Source organism: Pseudomonas sp. RIT409 (assembly GCF_003052515.2).
Taxonomy (GTDB): Bacteria; Pseudomonadota; Gammaproteobacteria; order Pseudomonadales; family Pseudomonadaceae; genus Aquipseudomonas.
Genome location: NZ_QARE02000007.1, coordinates 206677 through 227813, shown reverse-complemented (window position 1 = coordinate 227813; position 21137 = coordinate 206677). Strand labels below are relative to the sequence as shown.

The window sequence follows — 21137 nt, the reverse complement described above, 5'->3', positions numbered from 1 at the left end:
ATTTGCCACAGACACACCGCCATCGCGGGTAAGCGCACCTACAAGGTCATGCGTTCAATCTCAATACTCGATCCGAACATCCCCTTTCGGCACACTGCAGCACGACAGGATGTAACCCTCTTCCACATCGTCATCGGTGATGCCGCCGTTGTGCTCCATCTCCACTTCGCCGCTCAGTTTCATGACTTTGCACGTCCCGCAAATGCCCATGCCACAGGCTTTCGGGATCATCAGGCCCAACTTGGCCGCAGCAGCGTGCACGGTTTCGCCCGGTGCGACGCGGATACTCTTGCCGGTGTCGGTGAACTCCACCTGATGCAATTCCGCCACATCGACTTCCGGCGCTTCGGCGGCCTGCTCGGCCTGTTCGACGGCGTCGGCACGGGCCTCTGGCGGGGTCGCCCCAAAAGACTCCTCGTGATACTGGGCCATGTTGAAGCCGTTGGCCTCAAGCAGGCGCTTCACGGCGTTCATATAGGGTGTCGGGCCGCAGCAGAAGACTTCACGGTCCATGAAGTCGGGCGCCATCAATTCCAGCATTTTCTGATTGAGGTAGCCGCGGTAGCCGGCCCACGGCTCACCCAGCCCGTGTTTCTCACAGACGATGTGCAGTGAGAAGTTGTTGATCCGCGACGCCATCTGCTCGAGCTCGCGATGATAGATGATGTCCTTGGGCGAGCGGGAGCTGTGCACGAAAACCATGTCGACGTTTGCGTTGGTGTCGTAATACCAGCGGGCCATCGACATGACGGGCGTGATCCCAACGCCGCCGCTCAGGTAAAGAATTTTCGGATTCGGGAAGTCGATGGCATTGAACAGCCCGACCGGCCCATGCACCGCCAGCTCTTGGCCTTCGTGCAGGTTGTCGTGCAGCCAGTTGGAGACCTTGCCGCCTGGTACACGCTTGATGGTGACCGAAAAGCTGTACGGCACCGATGGCGAGCTGGAAATGGTGTAGGAGCGCATGACCGGCACGCCTTCGATTTCCAGCTCCAGGGTGACGAATTGGCCCGGCTTGAAGAAAAACAGGATCGGCTGGTCAGCCATGAAGCAGAAGGTGCGAACGTCCCAGGTTTCCTGGATCACTTTGACGACCCTCACCACGTGACGGCCATTGGCCCAGGTCTGCGTGTTGACCGGATTTAGGAAACTCTGGGACATGCTTACTCTCCACGGCCGCCTGTCGGCCTCTTATGGTGGCGATTCTGCGTAACGCACAGGACGCCTATTTACCTATCAGCGACATTCACATACTTATGGCGACCAGCCCCGATCTATAGGGCTTACGTAGTCGGAAACGGATTCGGCCATGTCGCCCATGGATAAGGTTCACGTCGCGCCCGGCTCCACACTCGCGGCTAAATCGAGACACATTATTTACACCCATAAACATGAGCGACAGCGTGAAGGTCGCCTCGCGTGCCAGCAACACAACACAACCGTATTAGCCACATTTCTAGATCGCTGAAAGCGCGGTCTGAGGACTTGAACGATGGACGTCACCGCAACGCTGAGCCTGGGCGATCCGCTGGAACCTGCACGCAAGGCAACCGCCGAGATGCTTCAGACCCGCGAGCGCACCTACTCGCTGCCACAGCCTTTCTACAACGATGACCGCCTGTTTGAAATCGACATGCAGGAAATCTTCCAGAAGGAATGGCTCATCGCGGGCATGACCAGCGAAATTCCGGCCAAGGGCAACTTCCTGACCCTGCAAGTTGGCAAGAACCCGATCCTCGTCGTTCGCAAGCCGGACGGCTCGATCAACGCGTTCCACAACGTGTGCCGCCACCGCGGCTCGCGCCTGTGCACCAAAGAAAAAGGCAAGGTCGCCAAACTGGTGTGCCCATACCACCAGTGGACCTACGAGCTCGACGGTCGTCTGCTGTACGCGGGTACCGAAATGGGCGCCGACTTCGACATGAAGGACTTCAGCCTCAAGCCGGTGCACTGCAAGGTTTCTGGCGGCTACATCTTCATCAGCCTCGCGGAAAACCCGCCAGCCATCGACGAGTTCCTGCAGACGCTCAATCACTACATGGAACCGTACGACATGGAAAACACCAAGGTGGCGGTGCAAACCACCTTGATGGAAAAAGCCAACTGGAAGCTGGTGATCGAAAACAACCGCGAGTGCTACCACTGCAGCGGCTCGCACCCTGAACTGCTGAACACGCTGTTGGAGTGGGACGACACCAACGATCCGCGCGCCGACCAGAAATTCAAGGACCATGTGGCCGAATCCGCCGCCGCGTGGGAAGCCGAGAAAATCCCTTACCTGCACAAGAGTTTCGGCCTGCGTAACCGCATCGTGCGCATGCCACTGCTCAAAGGCACCGTTTCCATGACCATGGACGGCAAGCAAGGCAGCAAGAAACTCATGGGCCGCATCCAGAACCCGGACTTGGGCTCGATGCGCATCCTGCACCTGCCGCACTCTTGGAACCACTGCATGGGCGACCACGTCATCGTGTTCACCGTCTGGCCAATCAGCGCCCAAGAGACCATGGTCACCACCAAATGGCTGGTGCACAAGGACGCCGTCGAAGGCGTGGACTACGACATCGCGCGCTTGCGCGAAGTCTGGGACGCCACCAACGACCAGGACCGTCTGCTGGCCGAAGAAAACCAGCGGGGCATCAACTCCATTGCCTACCAGCCTGGCCCGTACTCGAAGACCTATGAATTCGGCGTGGTCAATTTCATCGACTGGTACAGCGCCAAACTGCTGGAGAACATGGGAGCCGAGCCTGCGCCGTACTTGAAGGGTGTGGCGGTTAACCACGAGTAAGGCTTCAAATCGATCGCGCTTGTACCGACGTCATCGCGGGCAAGCACGCTCCTACAGGTGGGCGAGTCCACTGTGGAAGCGCGCTTGCCCGCGATGCGTTTTGGAGCGGCACCTAGACCTTGAGCAAAAAACGCTCAATCTTCATTCACATCCCTGCGGATGCCTCTCCTTGGCGTGTAGACATAACTTACGCACAGCTCAGCCCACAGCTAGGGTGTGAAACTCGATCCGATCCCGTGTAAAAGCCTGGCAAAGCCTAGACTTATTCACCCCGACGTAAATCAAAAACCCTTGATCATCTTTTAACCAACTCTCCGCAGCCCTCGTCATATAAGGGCTGAAGCAGACCGCAAACACCTTATCCACAGAGCCGCCAACAGAGATTGTGTGCAACTCAAAGGTTCTTGCCTAAGGCTGTGGAAAAAATTCGTACGCAGCAGGAATAAATTCCAGTTCGCCAAAAAAATACCGGATCGATTAAATAGTGATCAAATCTCTGCAAGCCGCTCGCAATGGGCCTTTCAGAACGTAGCGAACAACTTATACACACGGGCGCTCACAGACATTGTGGGCAAATACCATGACCGCTCAGGGCAGTTGTAGCGAAAAAGCCTTCGAAAACCGTGGGATAGCTTGGTCACTTTTTAAACAAAGGCCTGCAGAGCCCGGACAGTAAGGTGTTCGGAGATGGCCGAACAGCTTATCCACAGGCAGATCAACAAAGATTGGGGGTATGTGGACAGGCGATAGGGCTGACAGATGAGAATCGTCCGACAACGTCGTTTCTGGAAGGGCCCTAAACTCGCCACCTTCGAAATCAGACGAGGAGCATTCAACGGCGCCACAGGGAGCAGGGGCGCCTTTACGCTTGATGAAGAAGCGCTTAACGAACCACCCCCTCCTCCACCAACAACTTCAAAATCGCCGCAGCGCCTTCCTGTGGACTCACGCCCTTGAGCACCTGCCCACCGCCACCACTGGCCTTCGCCGTCGCAGCCTTCATCCGGTCCGCACCACTCTTCGCCTTGATGACTTTCAGGCGCTTCGGACGCGGTTTGGCCGGGGTGAGTTCGGCGCCTGTGAATAACTCGTCGATGGTGACTTCGATCTGTTCCACATCCAACGTTCCGCGCTGCGCCGGGCCAAAAGCGCTCTGGCGAGGCTTGGGCGCGGCGTTATCCACAGTGGCGAGAAACGGCAGACGGACTTTGAGGCGGCGGCGTTGGCCGCGTGGCAAGGCTTGCAGCACTTGGGCGGAGCCGTTGCTGATGGACTCCACTTCAGCCAGGCCCACAACCAGCGGCCAGCCGAGTTTTTCGGCCAACAGGTAAGGCAACATGCCTGAGCCTTCTCCGGTTTCGGCCTGAGTGCCCGCGAGCACCAGTTGAACGCCGGATTCGCGGATGTAGTCGGCCAAGCCTGGCAGTGCGTCGGCGCCTTGGGGCTGGTCGAGCACATGCAGCTCTTTCAAACCCATACCGAGGTAGGCACGCAACGCTGGCTCGTCGGCGTTACCCGCGTGGAGGACGTGCAAGTTATCCCCAGCCAATCTGAGCCCCAACTCGACGGCTCGTGCATCTTGCTCGGCGCGGCGCGGACGACCCGAGGTCGGGTGCGCGCCGATGGAAACGAGGCTGATCGCGTGCAAGGAGCTTTTATCCACAGAGAGGTTCTTTTCAGGCTGCATCGCGTTTCGCCTCATTACGGTAGGCCTCGATCGCCTCAATCAGCGCGTTGAGAATCTCAGCGCTTTCGCCGATCACTGACAAGTCGGCACGCTTGATCATGTCGCAGGTGGGATCGAGGTTGATGGCCACCACTTTGTCGCAAGCACCGATGCCTTGCAGGTGCTGGATCGCCCCCGAGATACCGACCGCCACATAGACCCGGGCCGTGACCCAGGTGCCGGACGCACCGACCTGACGGTCACGGGTCATGAAGCCATCGTCCACCGCCACGCGGGAGGCGCCTTCGGTGGCACCGAGCGCGGCGGCCGTACGGTGAAACAGGTCCCAGTCTTTGACCCCATTGCCACCAGAGAAAATGAACTCCGCTTCAGCCATGGGGATAAGTGCCGGATCGACCGCCACGGCCCCAAGGTCCTCAATGCGAGGCAGGCTGCGGGCGATGGTTGTGGACAACTCAACCGGTATCGCTTCATGGCGGGTCTCGCTGACCGGATCGGCGCACTCGGCAGCGGCCAGAATCAGGCGTGAAACCGGACGGGCGATGTCTTCACGCCCTGCACCTGCGCGACCTGTAGCTTGTTCGTCCTTGACCTGCCAGACACGCGTCGCCGGGCGTTCGCCCAAGCTGGCAGCGAACCGACGCCCCAACTCGCCACCACCGGTGCGACTGTCAGGCAGCAACCAGTGACGTGGATCGAACTGGTTATCCACAGCGCGTAAGCCCTGGACGCGTTGCTCGGGTGCATAACCGGCGAATTCAACACCGTCCAGCACCAGCAGCCGGTCAACGCCTGCCGTGTCGAACGCGTTTTCCTTATGCTCGCCAAAGACCACCGCCAGCACTGCGCCATCGTTCCCTGCCAGTCTGTGAGCCAGGCCCAACAGATCGCGGTCGTGGCTGCTCAGGCGGCCCCCGACCATGTCCGGCACGACGGCGATATAGAAGGCAGGCTCGGCGATGTGATGAAGCGGCAATTGTGCTTCAACCGACGCTGAGCGCTTGGTGGTGCCACCTTGTTGCGCGCCACTGCGGTCGATGCGCTTGATGCCGTTGGGCCCGATGAACCCAATGCCGTGCACATTCTTGCGAATGATGCCATTCGGCCCCATCCAACTGCTTTGCGCGGGCTGCATCGCAGCGTGCAAGGGATGAAGCCGGTTGCGGGCAATCCACTCGGCTCGAGGGTCACGGCGGATAATGTCGCTCATCAGTGCGCCTCCGCAGGTTCACGTTTGACGGGTGCCGGTTTGGTCGGCGCTGCATCTTCTACCAACGCATCGGCGACCAGTTCGGCGAGGTCCTTGATCATCGGTCTTGGCTCGACCACGCCTTCCAGCATCGCCGTGCATTGTGGACAACCCACGGCCACTAGCTCGGCGCCGGTTTCGCGGATGTCTTCCATGCGCATGTCAGGGATACGTTGTTTGCCCGGAATGTCGGTGATCGGCGCACCGCCACCGCCACCGCAGCAGCGAGAGCGGAAACCAGAGCGCTGCATTTCCTTGACCTCAATGCCCAACGCCTTGAGTACCTGGCGCGGTGCCTCGTACTCGCCGTTATAGCGGCCCAGATAGCACGGGTCGTGGTAGGTCACGCTGGAGCCTTTGTGCTGACCAAGGCTTAGCGCGCCGTCACCGATCAGTTCCGACATGTAAGCGCTGTGGTGCTGCACGAGGTAGTTGCCGTCGAAAGCGCCGTATTCGTTTTTCAGCACATGGAAGCTGTGCGGGTCGCAGGTGACGATACGGTTGAAGGTGTATTTGGACAGCGTTTGAATGTTGCGTTTGGCAAGCATCTGGAAAGTGGCTTCATCGCCCAGACGACGTGCCACGTCGCCGCTGTCGCGCTCTTCCAGGCCCAATACGGCGAAGTCGACTTTAGCGGCTTTCAGTACTTTGACGAACGCGCGCAGGGTGCGTTGGTTGCGCATGTCGAACGCACCGTCACCCACCCAGAACAGCACGTCGGTGCTCTTCTTGTCGCTCATCAAGTTGAGGTTCAGATCAGCCGCCCAGTTCAAACGCCCGCCAGGCGCAAAGCCGCCCGGGTTATCGGTGGCGATGAGGTTTTCCAGCACTTCGGCGCCCTTGTTCGGCGTCGCGCCTTTCTCAAGGGTCAGGTGACGACGCATGTCGACGATGGCGTCCACGTGCTCGATCATCATCGGGCACTCTTCGACACAGGCACGGCAGGTGGTGCATGACCACAGCGTTTCGGCATCGACCAGCCCGTTGACGATGGGTTGGTGAGGATTGCCGCCATGCTCGCCGACAGGCTTGCCTGGGTAGGGGCTTCCGGCAAATTTCGCGTCAGTGCCACCTGCCAGTCCGACGACCATGTCCTGAATCAGTTTTTTCGGGTTCAGCGGTTGGCCTGCGGCAAACGCCGGGCATGCCGCTTCGCACTTACCGCATTGCACACAGGCGTCGAAGCCCAGCAACTGGTTCCAGGTGAAGTCCTTGGGTTTTTCCACGCCCAAAGGGGCGCTCGGGTCTGCCAGATCCAGCGGTTTGAGGCCCGTGGAACGGCCGCCGCCAAAGCGCTCGGCGCGGCGGTGCCAAGCCAGATGAAGAGCGCCGGCGAAGGCGTGTTTCATCGGTCCGCCCCAGGTCATTCCGAAGAACAGCTCGGAAACACCCCACAACACGCCAATCCCAAGAATGATTGCCAGTAGCCAGCCACCGAAGTTTTCCGGAAGGATGCCTGCAACGGGCAAGGTCACCAGAAAGAACGAACCGGAAAAAGCCAACAGGCTTTTCGGCAGGCGCATCCAGGGGCCTTTCGACAGGCGGGCGGGCGGGTTGAGTCGACGTTTGTAAACGAAGAGCGCGCCGACGAACATCACCGCGGTCATCAACAGCAGCGCATAACCGAGGATGCGGTTATGCAGGCCGAAACCGTGAACCAGGATCGCCAGTGCGATAGAGGCCACCGCTCCGCCCGCCGTCGCAACGTGGGTGTTGGCGATGTATTTATCCCGCGCGACCACATGGTGCAAATCGACCATGTAGCGTTTGGGCATGGCCAGCAGGCCGCCGATCAGATCGACCTTGGCCGCACGCCCGTTGCGCCATAGGGCCACCCGCCGCAGAGCACCGAGGATCGCAAGACCCAAGGCGGCGAACAGCAGGATGGGAAGAAGGGTATTTAACATGGGGAGCTCCCGCAGAACTCAGGGTCAAGCACGATGATCGTTCCCACGCTCTGCGTGGGAATGCCGCCGGGACGCTCCGCGTCGCTTCGAACGCAGACGCGGAGCGTCATGGGCAAGCGTTACCACGCGGAGCGTGGGAACGATCAGATCGCCGATTAGAAGTCTTTACACAGCCGCAGTGCGTCGTAGATGGCAGCGTGGGTATTACGCTGCGCCACGCAATCACCGATACGGAACAGCAGGTAGCCTTCACCCGGTTGGCTCAACGAGGGTTGTGGCTGGATCGCGAACAAGGCTTCGATGTCGATCTGGCCCTTGTTGCGCGAGCCTTCCTTGAGGCCGTAATACAGCTCTTCGTCAGGGCGCACGCCGTTTTCGATGACCACCTGATCGACCACCCGCTCCTCTTTGGCGCCGGTGTATTCGTTCTCCAACACGGCCACGACCTTATCGCCTTCGCGATAGACTTTTTCCAGCATCATGTCCCCGGTCATGATCACTTCTTTCGGGTACATGCTGCGGTAGTAAGTCGGGAACGAGGTACCGCCGATGGCGACGCCCGGCTTGATGTCATCAGTGACGATCTCGACCTGGCTGCCCTTGTCCGCTATGAAGTCAGCCACCGACATCCCGGTGAATTCGCAGATGGTGTCGTACACCAGCACGTTCTTGCCGGGGGCAACTTTGCCGTCGAGCACGTCCCAACTGCTGACCACCAACCCCTCGGCCGCGCCCCAGTGTTCGTTCTGCTCCAGGAATGGATGACCACCGACGGCCAACACCACGACGTCAGGACGCAAGTCCATGATGGTCGGAATATCCGCCGCCGTGCCCAGGCGAAGATCGACCTTCAGCCGCGCCAGCTCCAGTTGATACCAGCGGGTGATACCGGCGATCTGATCGCGCTGCGGCGCTTTCGACGCCGTGACGATCTGCCCGCCAATCACGTCCTTTTTCTCGAATAGGGTGACGTCATGGCCGCGTTCCGCGGACACCCGCGCTGCTTCCATTCCCGCAGGACCGGCACCGACGATCACCACTTTGCGTTTCACGCCAGTGGTTTTCTCGATGATGTGCGGCAGGCCCATGTACTCGCGGGAGGTCGCGGCGTTCTGGATGCACAGCACGTCCAGGCCTTGGTACTGTCGGTCGATGCAGTAGTTGGCACCCACGCACTGACGAATCTGGTCGACCTGGCCCATCTTGATCTTGGTGATCAGGTGCGGGTCGGCAATGTGCGCGCGGGTCATGCCGACCATGTCCACGTAGCCGCCTTCCAGAATGCGCGTGGCCTGGTTCGGGTCCTTGATGTTCTGTGCGTGCAGAACCGGGGCCTTGACCACCTCTTTGATACCGGCCGCCAAGTGCAGGAACGGCTCCGGTGGATAACTCATGTTCGGAATGACGTTGGCCAGGGTGTTGTGCGTGTCGCAACCCGAGCCCACCACACCGATGAAGTCGATCATGCCGGTCTGGTCGTAGTACTTGGCGATCTCTTTCATGTCTTCATGGCTGAGACCGTCCGGGTGGAATTCGTCACCGCAGATGCGCAGGCCCACGCAGAAATCGGGGCCCACTTCCTTGCGCACGGCCTTAATCACTTCCAGACCGAAACGCATGCGGTTTTCGAAACTGCCGCCCCATTCGTCGGTCCGCTTGTTGACCCGCGGGCTCCAGAACTGGTCGATCATGTGCTGGTGCACCGCCGACAGCTCAACACCGTCCAGGCCGCCGGCCTTGGCACGGGCAGCCGCGCTGGCGTAGTTGCCGATCACACGCCAGATCTCTTCCGGCTCGATGGTTTTACAGGTTGCGCGGTGCACCGGTTCACGGATGCCCGAGGGCGACATCAGCGTCGGCCAATGGTCGCCGTCCCAGCGGGAACGACGGCCCATGTGGGTAATCTGGATCATGATCTTGGCGCCGTGCTTGTGCATGGCGTCGGCCAGATTCTGGAAATGCGGGATGATTTTGTCGGTTGCCAGGTTGACCGACTTCCACCAGCCCTGCGGGCTGTCGATGGCAACGCTCGACGAACCGCCGCAGATGGCCAGACCAATACCGCCTTTGGCTTTCTCCTCGTAGTACTTCACATACCGGTCGGTGGTCATGCCCCCGTCTGTGGCATAAACCTCGGCGTGCGCGGTACTGAGAACGCGGTTGCGGATTGTCAGTTTGCCGATCTGGATCGGCTGAAACATTGCTTCGAAAGCCATCTCACGGTCCTCGGCTTACAACGGTTTTACGACGAACAGGCCATCTTCGTGGCCCTCTTCCGATCCGCCGTACACCTGTTCGGCTACAGTGCGAACGGAGCTGCCTTTGGCAGCGAGAATCTGGTCCATGGCGCCTGCGAACCAGCCGGTGAACATGTAGTCGACCTTGCGACCGACCTTGCCGTAGACGTACACGAAGGCCGAGTGCTCGAGCTTGACGCTGCAAGTGCCCTTGTCCAGGTCGATATCCTGAATCTTGAACAGGCCCCAGCCACGTTGGGACAGACGGTTCATGTAGTGCTCGAACACCGCGACGCCTTCGATGCCATGGCATTCGGCCTCTTTCTCGCACCAGTGCCAAGCGGACTTGTAACCGGCCTTGTAGAGGATCTCGGCATAGGCGTCGGCGCCCAATACTTCCTCGATGCCCATGTGGTTGTTCACGAAGAAGTGGCGGGGCACGTACAGCATCGGCAGGGCATCGGTGGTCCAGACACCGGTCTCGCTGTCGACTTCGATGGGCAATTGCGGGGCGATCTTGGCCATGGAAACTTAACTCCAGAAAATTTATTTGGTTGAAAACAAAGCACGTTGCTTTGCTTTTAAAGATGTTCGCCGGTGGTTTCAGCGCCTTACCGAGCAAGGTCAAGAGCAAGGAAGGACCGGAGCGAAAGGTGAGGCAGTACGCATGGACGGCGAACCTTTCGCGAGGCCCTGAGGTAGCTATTGGCCCGCGCAGTAGGCGCTGGGCGGCCTACCTCATTCGCCCCAGACGTCGCCCAGAACCCTCACCCAGTTCTCGCCCATGATCTTGCGCACAACGCGCTCCGAATGGCCGCGTTTGAGCAGGGTTTCGGTCAGGTTCGGGAATTCGCCGACGGTGCGGATGCCCAGCGGGTTGATGATCTTGCCGAAGTTGGTGAGGCGACGGGCGTAGCCCTTGTCGTGGGTCAGGTACTCGAAGAACTCCTGACCGTGCCCCTGGGTAAAGTCGGTGCCGATGCCGATGGCGTCTTCGCCGACGATGTTCATCACGTATTCGATGGCTTCGGCGTAGTCGTCGATGGTCGAATCGATGCCTTTGGCCAGGAACGGCGCGAACATGGTCACGCCGACGAAGCCGCCGTGGTCGGCGATGAACTTGAGCTCAGCGTCTGACTTGTTGCGAGGGTGTTCTTTCAAGCCTGAAGGCAGGCAGTGGGAATAAGTCACTGGCTTCTTCGATTCGAGGATGACCTCTTCGGAGGTCTTGGAACCGACGTGGGACAGGTCGCACATGATGCCAACGCGGTTCATTTCCGCGACGATTTCACGGCCGAAGCCCGACAGGCCACCGTCGCGCTCATAGCAACCGGTGCCGACCAGATTCTGGGTGTTGTAGCACATCTGCACGATGCCCACGCCCAACTGCTTGAAGATCTCGACATAGCCGATCTGATCCTCGAACGCATGGGCGTTCTGGAAGCCGAACAGGATGCCGGTCTTGCCCAACTCCTTGGCCTTGCGGATGTCGGCGGTGTTGCGCACCTGGATCACCAGGTCGCTGTTCTCCCGGATCAGCTTCTGGCTGGACGCAATGCTGTTGACGGTCTGCTGAAAGCCCTCCCACACCGAAACCGTGCAGTTGGCCATGGTCAGGCCGCCTTTACGCATGTCTTCGAACAGCTCACGGTTCCACTTGGCGATGATCAGCCCGTCAATAACGATGCTGTCGGCGTGTAATTCGGCTGGGCTCATCAGGCTGTCCCCTTTAAGTTAATCACGCACCGAATCGTCTGTCGGCGCTTTGGGGCCAGCATATGCCTGCGGGTCGGACGAGCCGGGTGCAAAAACGACAGGGGAATTGCCGAAAGCGTCAAGAAGCGACAGAGGGCAACCGCATATGCCTGCGGCCTGCGTTTGTTAACTGTTCTTTGCCGCGCGCTTGGGCGAGAATCTTGCGCATCAATGAATCGGGAAGCCCCAATGAAGACGACTTTTCTGGCTCTGGCTCTATTCGCGACAGGTGCACACGCAGCGAGCAACCCTGACGCAACGCCCTGCGATGGCGTGGATGAAGATAAACAGACTCTGGAATGCTCGGTGTACAGCCGCGACACCGCCGTCAAATTGCTGGATGAGAATTTCCAGAATCTGCTGGAGCGGGTGAATGTGCAGTTCGGCGCCAACAAGACCCAGGCTGATGAATTCGCCGCCAAACTGAAGACCGCCCAGGATGCCTGGAAAAAACTGCGCGACGCCGACTGCGCCGTGGAAGTGTTCCCTGCCAAGCCGGGCACCAAGGAATTCAACATTGGCCAGAACGACTGCCTGGCGCGCATGAGCGACGAACGTTCGGAGTACTTGGAAAGTATCGCGCAGTCTGAGTGACCCCCGAATGGGTTACCCTGACGCTTTTCAAGGCTCAAGGTCAGCACATGAACATCTGCGGCGTAGAAATCAAAGGCAGCGAAGCCATTTTCGCTGTCGCCACTCGCACGTCCGGCGCGCCCGAACACCTGCCGCTGGCAACCAAAAAGATCGCCCTCGAAGACGATGACGAAGCGGCCAACGTCAAAGCCTTCGCCCGCCAAGTCGCGTCCTTCGTCCACGAAAACGCCATCACCCACATCGCGATCAAGAAACGCAGCAAGAAAGGCGAGTTCGCCGGCGGCCCGACCACGTTCAAGATCGAGACCGTCTTTCAATTGCTGGATGCCTGCGAGGTGGTGCTGCTGTCACCCCAGACCATCAATGCGCAGATGAAGAAGCATAACTTCGAACTGCCTGCGGCCCTGAACAAGTATCAGCATGAGGCCTATAAGGCGGCGTGCTCCGCCCTGATGAAAGGCGTGAAATAGTGCACCCGTGCTGCGAGAGTGAATTCATTCACCCTCATCAGGCAGGACTCACTGAGCTTGTGCTTTTGCCGGTACGCCGAGGCGCTGCCAGGAAAAGTCCCGATGAGTAATCATGCAGGCCTTAACCCATCAAACCTCGCGCGATGGTGAGCGCGAGACCTTCGCGCCTGAATACAAAGCCGATACGCTTTGCCATGTTCTATACCCGATTATTGTCACAACCCTAATTTATGGTCGGAGGTGTAATTCACCCTAATCGGGCGTCAAACGACCTTGGACTCACGCACGACTCGTCCACGATCCTCCCGCGGGCACACCCCATGGCGCGCCTTGTAACTGCGCGTGAAATACGACGGCGACTCGAACCCGCAAGCAATGCTGACTTCCAGTACGCTCATCTCACTCTGGCGCAGCAATTGCCGGGCTTTTTCCAGGCGTAGCCCAAGGTAGAAATTGCTCGGCGTGTCATTCAGGTGCAAACGAAACAGTCGTTCCAACTGGCGGCGCGTCACTTGAATGCCCTCCGCCAGCTCGAGCGTGTTCAAGGGCGGCTCGGTGTGCTGCTCCATCATGCCAATCACTTGAACCAGCTTCTTGTTGTTGATGCCATAGCGGGTCGCGATCTGCATGCGCTGGTGGTCCTTGCGCTGGCGGATTCGACCCAGCACGAACTGCTCAGACACCTTGATGGCCAGATCAGGGCCATGGGCCTGACCGATCAAGTCGAGCATCAGATCAATAGACGCCGTACCGCCTGCTGAGCTGATGCGCCGTCGATCGATTTCGAACAATTCCTGAGTGGCCTGCAACCCGGGGTAGGTTTCCTTGAAGGCGTTCAGGGCCTCCCAATGCAAGGTCAAGCGGTAACCCGCCAGCAACTCTGCTTCGGCCAACACGAAGCTGCCTGTGTCAATCGCGCCCAGGACCACGCCTTCCAGATCGAGCCGCCGCAGCCAGTGTTCCAGCGTAGAGGAATAGGATTTCAATGGATCGACGCTGCTCATCACGCACAGCGTCGCGCCTTTCTTGAGCGGCTCCAGGGCGGCATCGGCGTTCACGGACATGCCGTTGCTGGCGATGACCGGCCCGCCATTGACGCTCAACACATGCCAACGGTACAGCTCACCACCGAACCTGTTGGCCACCCGCAACGGTTCGATGGCCGACACGAACCCCATCATCGAGAAACCGGGCATCAGCAGAAAGTAGAAATCCTGGGGCATCGTCGAAAAAGTCCTTGAGAGCACCGCCGCCTCCTACAAGGCTTGATGGCACATCACTACACCTGTTCCAACAGCCAGGCAATAACACAGGTCGCTACCGTGCAAGAGCTTGTCGCCGCTGTGCGTTTTGAGCGGCCTTGGGCTGCGTAGTTTTGCACCTCAAAAGCGGGTGACGAAAACCCGCCTCTCACACGCTCTGGCCTGCAAGGAACCTCGCTCATGAATCACGACGTCATCATCACCTGCGCACTCACCGGTGCTGGCGACACGACCGGAAAAAGCCATCTGGTCCCGATCACACCCAAACAGATCGCCGAAGCGGCGGTCGAGGCGGCCAAGGCCGGCGCCACCGTCGTGCATTGCCATGTGCGAGACCCGCAAACCGGTAAATTCAGCCGCGACGTCGAGCTGTACCGCGAAACCATGGACCGCATTCGCGAGGCCGACATCGATATCATCGTCAACCTGACGGCTGGTATGGGGGGCGATCTGGAAATCGGCCCGGGCGAGCGTCCGACCGACTTTGGTCCAGCGACCGATCTGGTTGGCCCACTGGCGCGCCTGGCCCACGTTGAAGCGCTGCTGCCCGAAATCTGCACCCTGGATTGCGGCACGCTGAACTTTGGCGATGGCGACACCATTTATGTCTCCACTCCCGCGCAATTGCGGGCCGGCGCCAAACGCATCCAGGAGCTGGGCGTCAAGGCCGAGCTGGAAATCTTCGATACCGGGCACCTGTGGTTCGCCAAGCAAATGATGAAAGAAGGCCTGCTGGACAATCCCCTCTTCCAACTGTGCCTGGGTATCCCATGGGGGGCTCCGGCTGACACCACCACCATGAAAGCGATGGTCGACAACCTGCCCGCCGACGTGGTCTGGGCCGGTTTCGGGATCGGCCGCATGCAGATGCCGATGGCGGCACAGGCCGTTCTGCTGGGCGGTAACGTGCGGGTCGGCCTGGAAGACAACATCTGGCTGGATAAAGGTGTGCTGGCGAGCAACGGCGCACTGGTCGAACGCGCCAGCGAAATCCTCAGCCGCATGGGCGCGCGGGTCATGACGCCCGCGGAAGGCCGCGTGAAGATGGGCCTCAAAAAACGCTTCTGATCCAGATCCAACACCTTCCCTGTAGGAGCGCGCTTTGTCTGGGCCGCACCCGGACGATTGCGGTGTGTCAGAGAAACATCTGGCACAGACAGACGGCGATCGTCCGGGTGCGGCCCAGACCAAGCGCGCTCCTACGAATCCTCTGCGAATTCGAGATCCTTTATGACCTTCATCACCAACATCAAAACCTTCGCAGCCCTGGGCAGCGGTGTCATCGGCAGCGGTTGGGTCGCTCGCGCACTTGCCCATGGTCTTGACGTCGTGGCATGGGACCCAGCACCCGGTGCAGAGGCGGCATTGCGCAAGCGCGTCGCTAACGCCTGGCCTGCCCTCGAGAAGAAAGGCTTGGCCCCAGGGGCTTCGCAGGAGCGGCTGCGCTTCGTGGCGACCATCGAAGAATGCGTGCGCGACGCTGACTTCATCCAGGAAAGCGCCCCGGAAAGGCTCGAGCTCAAACTGGATCTGCACAGCAAGATCAGCGCGGCAGCCAAACCCAACGCAATCATCGGTTCCAGTACGTCAGGCCTGCTGCCATCGGAATTCTACGAAAGCGCAACGCACCCTGAGCGCTGCGTGGTAGGCCATCCGTTCAACCCTGTGTACCTGCTGCCATTGGTCGAAGTCGTCGGCGGCCAGCGTACGGCGCCAGAAGCAGTAGAAGCTGCGATCAAAATCTATGAGTCCCTCGGCATGCGCCCACTGCATGTGCGCAAGGAAGTCCCAGGCTTCATCGCTGACCGCCTGTTGGAAGCGCTTTGGCGCGAAGCCCTGCATTTGGTCAACGACGGCGTGGCGACAACGGGCGAAATCGACGACGCCATCCGCTTCGGCGCCGGCCTGCGCTGGTCCTTCATGGGTACGTTCCTGACCTACACCCTGGCTGGAGGCGACGCCGGTATGCGCCATTTCATGTCGCAATTCGGGCCTGCACTGCAATTGCCATGGACATACCTGCCCGCGCCCGAGCTCACTGACAAACTGATCGACGACGTGGTGGACGGCACCAGCGAACAACTCGGCAGCCATAGCATTTCCGCCCTGGAGCGCTACCGCGATGACGCGCTGCTGGCGGTGCTGGAAGCCGTCAAGAAAACCAAAGAGAAGCACGGTATGGCGTTCGAGGACTGATCCCCGACCTCGTTGTTCGAACCAACGCTGTCACGGGCAAGCGCGCCCCTACTGGAGAGCGCCATCCTCTGTAGGAGCGCGCTTGCCCGCGACAAGGCCCGCCCGGCCCATCCACGGACTACAGACTTAATCCGGTAACGACTATGCCCGCTTTGACCACCTACAACACCCCGATCATCCAGGATTGGGTCGACTACAACGGCCATCTACGCGATGCGTTCTATCTGCTGATCTTCAGCTTCGCCACCGACGCGTTCATGGACCGCATTGGTCTGGCCAGCGATGACCGCGCGGCCAGTGGTCACTCTTTGTTCACGCTCGAAGCCCATATCAACTACCTGCACGAGGTGAAGCTCGGAGAGGAGGTTGAGGTCCGCACCCAGATCGTCGCCCATGACAGTAAGCGGGTGCAGCTTTACCACAGCCTGTACAAAGTCGGCGGCGATACTGAGCTGGCCGCCAGCGATCAGATGTTGCTCCATGTGGATCTGGCTGCCGGGCCAAGGTCGGCCCCCTTCAGCGAGCAGTCGCTGGAGGCATTGCGAGTACTGGTTGAAGTGCAGCACGATCAACCGGTTCCGGCCTATATCAATCGCACCATCGGCCTACCCGCCAAACCCTGAACCACCAGTAGGAGCGCGCTTGCCCGCGAAGAACGATGACGCCGTTTGCCTGACGGACCGAAGCGCTTGAATCGCGGGCAAGCGCGCTCCTACAAATTCCGACAGCACAGCGTCCAGACGGCGGACGATGTCCAATCGTGCAAACAAAAAAAGCCCGCATCGCTGCGGGCTTTTTCATGCCGATCAAATAACGATCAGTTGACCTTGGCGTTCAGTTCGCCTTTGGCATAGCGTTCGAACATCTTTTCCAGCGAGATGGGTTTGATCTTCGAAGCATTGCCGGCGGTGCCGAACGCTTCGTAACGGGCAATACAGACATCGCGCATGGCCGACACGGTCTTGGCCAGGTATTTACGCGGGTCGAACTCGCTCGGGTTCTTGGCCATGAACTCGCGGATGGCGCCCGTAGAGGCCAGACGCAGGTCGGTGTCGATATTGACCTTGCGCACACCGTGCTTGATGCCTTCAACGATTTCCTCGACCGGCACGCCGTAGGTTTCTTTGATGTCGCCGCCGTATTCATTGATGATTTTCAGCCATTCCTGAGGAACGGACGACGAACCGTGCATCACCAAGTGCGTGTTTGGAATGCGCTTGTGGATTTCCTTGATGCGCTCGATCGCCAGGATATCGCCGGTGGGCGGCTTGGTGAACTTGTAGGCGCCGTGGCTGGTGCCGATGGCGATGGCCAGGGCATCAACGTTGGTTTTTTTCACGAAGTCGGCGGCTTCTTCGGGGTCGGTCAGCATCTGGCTGTGGTCCAACTGGCCCTCGGCGCCGACACCATCCTCTTCGCCTGCCATACCGGTTTCCAACGAACCCAGAACGCCCAGCTCACCTTCGACGGACACGCCGCAGGCGTGGGCCATGGCGACAACGCGCTGAGTGACGTCGACGTTGTATTCGTAAGTGGTTGGGGTCTTGCCGTCGGTGCCGAGCGAGCCGTCCATCATGACCGAGCTGAAGCCCAGTTGCATGGAGCGCTGACAGATGTCAGGGCTGGTCCCGTGGTCCTGGTGCATGACCACCGGGATATGAGGGAATTCTTCGATCGCAGCCAGGATCAGGTGACGCAGAAACGGTGCGCCTGCATATTTGCGCGCACCGGCCGAAGCCTGAACGATCACCGGGGAATCGGTCTTGTCGGCCGCTTCCATAATGGCGCGCATCTGTTCCAGGTTGTTCACGTTGAATGCAGGAACGCCATAACCGAATTCGGCGGCGTGGTCCAACATCTGGCGCATGCTGATAAGTGCCATTGTCTGTCTCTCTCCCGGTAGGGTCGTTGATCGCGTGTGCCTGCCGTAACGGCGGCTATTCAAATTATAGGGGCGGAAAACCTACGGACTCGCCCGGTATTACATCGGTCGGATTACCCTGCGCCTTACGGCGCCTTGCAACCGCGACCGATCAAATCGTTGGTAGCGTCCCAGTACACCAGGCCTTCGCTGCCCTTATTGTCAAAGGCCAGCACACCGTTGCTGTAAAGCGCTCCGGAAGCACCGGGCGCGGACTGCAGACGGAACACCTGCTCGCTTTGGTTGAGGCGAACATCGACCTCTTTCTTCGCGGCGTCAGCGTAGCGCCAGTAAACCTCGGCCTTGCTGTCGCAGACCCAATGTGTCCACGACGCCGCCGGTTCAGACGCCTTCATGCTGGCACAACCGCCCAGCAGCACCAGTGTCGCAAGGGCAATCAAACCTTTCATTACCACTCCCGAACCCCCTGCGAAACGGCGTACTCGCCTTCGTTCGATCGCCAGGGGCGATTCTGTTTCTGATGTTCACGCTCGCCATCGGTTCAGATTCAGCGACAGGCTACCGGACCGACAGCGGGCATGAACTCGTATTTTTCCCAGACCTCGGGGCCGCCTCGTTTGTACACGATCGGCACGGTTTCAGCCTGCCAGCCCGCCTGATAGCAACTGACCTGAAGTGGCGCGCTGTCCAAGGCCGTCTGCGCTTCGGGCTTGCTTGAACAGCCGACGAGCAAACCCGCCATGATTAATAGCGGTAATGGCTTGACCATGTCACTCCCCTTCACCTTGGCCTGATGCTCAGGCCTTGGCGCGTTGTTCCAGAACTTCCACGGCCGGCAGTACCTTGCCCTCGACGAATTCGAGGAACGCACCACCACCCGTAGAGATGTAGGAGATCTTTTCGGCCACGCCGTATTTGTCGATGGCCGCCAATGTATCGCCGCCGCCAGCGATGGAAAACGCTTCGCTGTCAGCGATGGCCTGGGCCAGAACCTTGGTGCCATTGCCGAACTGGTCGAACTCGAAGACACCCACTGGACCATTCCAGAGGATCGTCTTGGAGGACTTGAGCAGATCGGCGAATTGCGCAGCGGTTTTCGGGCCGATGTCGAGAATCATGTCGTCGTCGGCCACGTCGGCGATGGCTTTAACGGTCGCTTCGGCATCTTGAGCGAACGCTTTGGCGACCACCACGTCGACGGGCAGCGGCACGCTGACTTTGGCCGCGATCGCTTTGGCAGTGTCCAGCAGGTCCGGCTCGTACAGCGACTTGCCGACCTTGTGGCCGGCAGCGGCCAGGAAGGTATTGGCGATACCACCGCCAACGATCAACTGGTCGCAGAGGGTGCTGAGGCTGTTCAAGACATCCAGCTTCGTCGACACCTTGGAGCCCGCAACGATCGCAGCCATCGGCTTGGCAGGGTTGCCCAGCGCCTTGCCCAAGGCCTCCAGCTCGGCCGCCAGCAGCGGACCAGCAGCAGCGACCTTGGCGAATTTGGCCACACCATGAGTCGAGCCCTCGGCGCGGTGAGCGGTGCCAAACGCATCCATCACGAACACGTCGCACAGGGCTGCGTATTTCTGCGCCAGGTCATCGGCGTTTTTCTTTTCGCCTTTGTTGAAGCGTACGTTCTCGAACAGCACGATATCGCCCGCCTTGACGTCGACGCCGTCCAAGTAATCAGCAACCAGCGGAACTTCACGACCCAGTGCTTTGCTCAGGTAGTCGGCAACCGGTTTCAAGCTGTTTTCAGCGGAGGATTCGCCCTCGGTCGGGCGACCCAGGTGCGAGCAGACCATGACGGCAGCGCCCTTTTCCAGCGCCAGTTTGATAGTCGGCAGCGAAGCAAGAATGCGTGCGTCGCTGGTGACGACACCGTCCTTGACCGGGACATTGAGGTCTTCGCGAATCAGCACGCGCTTACCTTGCAGGTCGAGGTCGGTCATCTTCAACACGGTCATGTGGCGTTCCCTGTTTATTACTGTTGTTAATGGATACTGCGCAGATAGTGATCAGCGACATCCAGCATTCGATTGGCAAAACCCCATTCGTTGTCGAACCACGCCAGAACGTTCACCAGCCGAGGGCCCGAGACCCGTGTCTGACTGGCATCGATGATGGCCGAATGAGGGTCATGGTTGAAATCACAACTGGCGTGCGGCAATTCGGTGTACGCCAGCAGGCCTCTGAGCGGGCCCGTGGTGGCAGCCTCGCGCAGAATCCGGTTGATCTCTACGGCGTCCGTGTCACGCGCAACCTGCAGCGTGATGTCCAGGCATGAGACGTTCACCGTCGGCACACGAACTGCTTTGGCCTGAATTCGGCCTGCAAGTTCCGGAAGCAACCGCTCGATCCCCCGTGCCAGACCGGTGGACACCGGAATGATCGACTGGAAGGCCGAGCGGGTGCGACGCAGGTCCTCATGATGATAGGCGTCAATCACAGGTTGGTCGTTCATGGCCGAGTGAATCGTGGTGATGGTCACGTATTCCAGGCCCAGTTCTCGGTTCAGCAGGTCCAACAACGGCACGCTGCAATTGGTGGTGCAGGACGCCGCGGACACCAGCCGTTCTTCGCCCGTGAGCGTTTGCTGATTGATGCCGTAGACGATGGTGGCATCGACATCCGCTTCGCTGGCCATCGGCTGGGAAAATAATACTCGGGGCGCGCGGGCGGCGAGGAATCGGTCGCCATCGGACCGTGTGTGGTACACACCGGAACACTCCAACACCAGATCCACACCCAGGGCGCTCCAGTCGATACCTTCCGGCGTCGAGCTGCGGAACACTTTGATGACATGATCGTTGATGTGCAGAAAATCACCCTCGACCCGCACGTTACCGGGAAACCGGCCATGGGTTGAGTCGAAGCGAGTCAGGTATTCGAGGCTGGCCATGTCGGCCAGATCGTTGATCGCCACCACCTCGAAACCCGCGTTCGCCCCGCGCTCGCACAGCGCGCGCAGAACGCAGCGACCAATGCGACCGTAACCATTGAGGGCAACTTTGAAAGGACGTGGTTGAGGCATGGGGACTCTCGCAAATGCGGGCGTTGCATAGATCCCTGTAGGGGCGTGCTTGGCCTGGGCCGCACCCGGACGATTGCGG

The 21137-nt window shown here is 59.6% G+C and carries 19 protein-coding genes; 6 read left to right on the top strand and 13 right to left on the bottom strand.

Going from position 1 to position 21137, the window contains the following annotated elements; translation table 11 throughout:
• Positions 1-60: 60 nt before the first annotated feature.
• Positions 61-1161: a glycine-betaine demethylase subunit GbcB gene (gene gbcB, locus DBP26_RS11715; protein WP_108237740.1), complete on the bottom strand. Its 1101-nt coding sequence runs from the start codon at positions 1159-1161 to the stop codon at positions 61-63.
• A 331-nt stretch (positions 1162-1492) separates the two neighbouring features.
• On the opposite strand from gbcB, the gene gbcA reads away from it, so the two are divergent.
• Positions 1493-2791 carry a glycine-betaine demethylase subunit GbcA gene (gene gbcA, locus DBP26_RS11705; RefSeq protein WP_108237739.1) on the top strand — a complete coding sequence of 433 codons (1299 nt, stop codon included), beginning with the start codon at positions 1493-1495 and terminating at the stop codon, positions 2789-2791.
• 883 nt (positions 2792-3674) lie between these two features.
• Here gbcA and DBP26_RS11700 read toward each other — a convergent pair.
• The 6 genes from DBP26_RS11700 to DBP26_RS11675 form a co-directional block, all read right to left on the bottom strand.
• The gene (locus tag DBP26_RS11700; protein ID WP_108237738.1) at positions 3675-4478 is read right to left on the bottom strand and encodes an electron transfer flavoprotein subunit beta; all 804 of its coding nucleotides are present in this window, start codon (positions 4476-4478) and stop codon (positions 3675-3677) included.
• Positions 4468-5688: an electron transfer flavoprotein subunit alpha/FixB family protein gene (locus tag DBP26_RS11695; RefSeq protein WP_108237737.1), complete on the bottom strand. Its 1221-nt coding sequence runs from the start codon at positions 5686-5688 to the stop codon at positions 4468-4470. The genes DBP26_RS11700 and DBP26_RS11695 overlap by 11 nt, the downstream gene beginning before the upstream one ends.
• Positions 5688-7634 carry a dimethylglycine demethylation protein DgcB gene (gene dgcB / locus DBP26_RS11690; RefSeq protein ID WP_108237736.1) on the bottom strand — a complete coding sequence of 649 codons (1947 nt, stop codon included), beginning with the start codon at positions 7632-7634 and terminating at the stop codon, positions 5688-5690. Before dgcB ends, DBP26_RS11695 begins: the two co-directional genes overlap by 1 nt.
• 155 nt (positions 7635-7789) lie before the next feature.
• Positions 7790-9850 (bottom strand): dimethylglycine demethylation protein DgcA, encoded by a 2061-nt coding sequence (dgcA, locus tag DBP26_RS11685; RefSeq protein ID WP_108237735.1) that lies wholly within the window; start codon positions 9848-9850, stop codon positions 7790-7792.
• A gap of 15 nt (positions 9851-9865) precedes the next feature.
• Positions 9866-10396 carry a DUF5943 domain-containing protein gene (locus tag DBP26_RS11680; RefSeq protein ID WP_108237734.1) on the bottom strand — a complete coding sequence of 177 codons (531 nt, stop codon included), beginning with the start codon at positions 10394-10396 and terminating at the stop codon, positions 9866-9868.
• A gap of 213 nt (positions 10397-10609) precedes the next feature.
• Complete coding sequence (locus DBP26_RS11675; protein WP_062385364.1) at positions 10610-11587, bottom strand: dipeptidase; 978 nt, start codon at positions 11585-11587, stop codon at positions 10610-10612.
• 228 nt (positions 11588-11815) lie between these two features.
• Between DBP26_RS11675 and DBP26_RS11670 the strand changes: the two genes are divergently transcribed.
• Both DBP26_RS11670 and DBP26_RS11665 read left to right on the top strand, forming a co-directional pair.
• On the top strand, positions 11816-12220 hold the full coding sequence (locus tag DBP26_RS11670; RefSeq protein WP_108237733.1) for a lysozyme inhibitor LprI family protein: 405 nt from the start codon (positions 11816-11818) through the stop codon (positions 12218-12220).
• A gap of 47 nt (positions 12221-12267) precedes the next feature.
• Positions 12268-12690, top strand: a complete 423-nt coding sequence (locus DBP26_RS11665; protein ID WP_108237808.1) for a DUF3010 family protein — start codon at positions 12268-12270, stop codon at positions 12688-12690.
• Positions 12691-12953: 263 nt separating this feature from the next.
• Here the strand turns inward: DBP26_RS11665 and DBP26_RS11660 are convergent, their stop codons facing one another.
• Positions 12954-13913: a GlxA family transcriptional regulator gene (locus DBP26_RS11660; protein ID WP_108237732.1), complete on the bottom strand. Its 960-nt coding sequence runs from the start codon at positions 13911-13913 to the stop codon at positions 12954-12956.
• A gap of 219 nt (positions 13914-14132) precedes the next feature.
• On the opposite strand from DBP26_RS11660, the gene DBP26_RS11655 reads away from it, so the two are divergent.
• The 3 genes from DBP26_RS11655 to DBP26_RS11645 all read left to right on the top strand — a co-directional run bounded on the left by DBP26_RS11655 (position 14133) and on the right by DBP26_RS11645 (position 16771).
• On the top strand, positions 14133-15020 hold the full coding sequence (locus DBP26_RS11655; RefSeq protein ID WP_108237731.1) for a 3-keto-5-aminohexanoate cleavage protein: 888 nt from the start codon (positions 14133-14135) through the stop codon (positions 15018-15020).
• A gap of 162 nt (positions 15021-15182) precedes the next feature.
• Positions 15183-16148 carry an L-carnitine dehydrogenase gene (locus DBP26_RS11650; RefSeq protein ID WP_108237730.1) on the top strand — a complete coding sequence of 322 codons (966 nt, stop codon included), beginning with the start codon at positions 15183-15185 and terminating at the stop codon, positions 16146-16148.
• A gap of 143 nt (positions 16149-16291) precedes the next feature.
• Positions 16292-16771 (top strand): thioesterase family protein, encoded by a 480-nt coding sequence (locus DBP26_RS11645; protein ID WP_108237729.1) that lies wholly within the window; start codon positions 16292-16294, stop codon positions 16769-16771.
• A gap of 194 nt (positions 16772-16965) precedes the next feature.
• Here DBP26_RS11645 and fba read toward each other — a convergent pair whose 3' ends face one another.
• The 5 genes from fba to epd all read right to left on the bottom strand — a co-directional run bounded on the left by fba (position 16966) and on the right by epd (position 21058).
• Entirely contained in the window at positions 16966-18030 is a 1065-nt protein-coding gene (gene fba / locus DBP26_RS11640; protein ID WP_108237728.1) for a class II fructose-bisphosphate aldolase, read from the bottom strand.
• Positions 18031-18155: 125 nt separating this feature from the next.
• Positions 18156-18479, bottom strand: a complete 324-nt coding sequence (locus DBP26_RS11635; RefSeq protein ID WP_108237727.1) for an MliC family protein — start codon at positions 18477-18479, stop codon at positions 18156-18158.
• Between the two features lie 98 nt (positions 18480-18577).
• Entirely contained in the window at positions 18578-18799 is a 222-nt protein-coding gene (locus tag DBP26_RS11630) for a hypothetical protein (RefSeq protein WP_108237726.1), read from the bottom strand.
• 28 nt (positions 18800-18827) lie between these two features.
• On the bottom strand, positions 18828-19991 hold the full coding sequence (locus DBP26_RS11625) for a phosphoglycerate kinase (protein ID WP_108237725.1): 1164 nt from the start codon (positions 19989-19991) through the stop codon (positions 18828-18830).
• A gap of 26 nt (positions 19992-20017) precedes the next feature.
• Complete coding sequence (gene epd / locus DBP26_RS11620; protein ID WP_108237724.1) at positions 20018-21058, bottom strand: erythrose-4-phosphate dehydrogenase; 1041 nt, start codon at positions 21056-21058, stop codon at positions 20018-20020.
• Between the last annotated feature and the right edge of the window lie 79 nt (positions 21059-21137).

Coding starts and splice junctions, on each gene's coding strand:
- gbcB (WP_108237740.1), bottom strand. CDS start 1,161: ATGTCCCAGAGTTTCCTAAATCCGGTCAACACGCAGACCTGGGCCAAT.
- gbcA (WP_108237739.1), top strand. CDS start 1,493: ATGGACGTCACCGCAACGCTGAGCCTGGGCGATCCGCTGGAACCTGCA.
- DBP26_RS11700 (WP_108237738.1), bottom strand. CDS start 4,478: ATGCAGCCTGAAAAGAACCTCTCTGTGGATAAAAGCTCCTTGCACGCG.
- DBP26_RS11695 (WP_108237737.1), bottom strand. CDS start 5,688: ATGAGCGACATTATCCGCCGTGACCCTCGAGCCGAGTGGATTGCCCGC.
- dgcB (WP_108237736.1), bottom strand. CDS start 7,634: ATGTTAAATACCCTTCTTCCCATCCTGCTGTTCGCCGCCTTGGGTCTT.
- dgcA (WP_108237735.1), bottom strand. CDS start 9,850: ATGGCTTTCGAAGCAATGTTTCAGCCGATCCAGATCGGCAAACTGACA.
- DBP26_RS11680 (WP_108237734.1), bottom strand. CDS start 10,396: ATGGCCAAGATCGCCCCGCAATTGCCCATCGAAGTCGACAGCGAGACC.
- DBP26_RS11675 (WP_062385364.1), bottom strand. CDS start 11,587: ATGAGCCCAGCCGAATTACACGCCGACAGCATCGTTATTGACGGGCTG.
- DBP26_RS11670 (WP_108237733.1), top strand. CDS start 11,816: ATGAAGACGACTTTTCTGGCTCTGGCTCTATTCGCGACAGGTGCACAC.
- DBP26_RS11665 (WP_108237808.1), top strand. CDS start 12,268: ATGAACATCTGCGGCGTAGAAATCAAAGGCAGCGAAGCCATTTTCGCT.
- DBP26_RS11660 (WP_108237732.1), bottom strand. CDS start 13,913: ATGCCCCAGGATTTCTACTTTCTGCTGATGCCCGGTTTCTCGATGATG.
- DBP26_RS11655 (WP_108237731.1), top strand. CDS start 14,133: ATGAATCACGACGTCATCATCACCTGCGCACTCACCGGTGCTGGCGAC.
- DBP26_RS11650 (WP_108237730.1), top strand. CDS start 15,183: ATGACCTTCATCACCAACATCAAAACCTTCGCAGCCCTGGGCAGCGGT.
- DBP26_RS11645 (WP_108237729.1), top strand. CDS start 16,292: ATGCCCGCTTTGACCACCTACAACACCCCGATCATCCAGGATTGGGTC.
- fba (WP_108237728.1), bottom strand. CDS start 18,030: ATGGCACTTATCAGCATGCGCCAGATGTTGGACCACGCCGCCGAATTC.
- DBP26_RS11635 (WP_108237727.1), bottom strand. CDS start 18,479: ATGAAAGGTTTGATTGCCCTTGCGACACTGGTGCTGCTGGGCGGTTGT.
- DBP26_RS11630 (WP_108237726.1), bottom strand. CDS start 18,799: ATGGTCAAGCCATTACCGCTATTAATCATGGCGGGTTTGCTCGTCGGC.
- DBP26_RS11625 (WP_108237725.1), bottom strand. CDS start 19,991: ATGACCGTGTTGAAGATGACCGACCTCGACCTGCAAGGTAAGCGCGTG.
- epd (WP_108237724.1), bottom strand. CDS start 21,058: ATGCCTCAACCACGTCCTTTCAAAGTTGCCCTCAATGGTTACGGTCGC.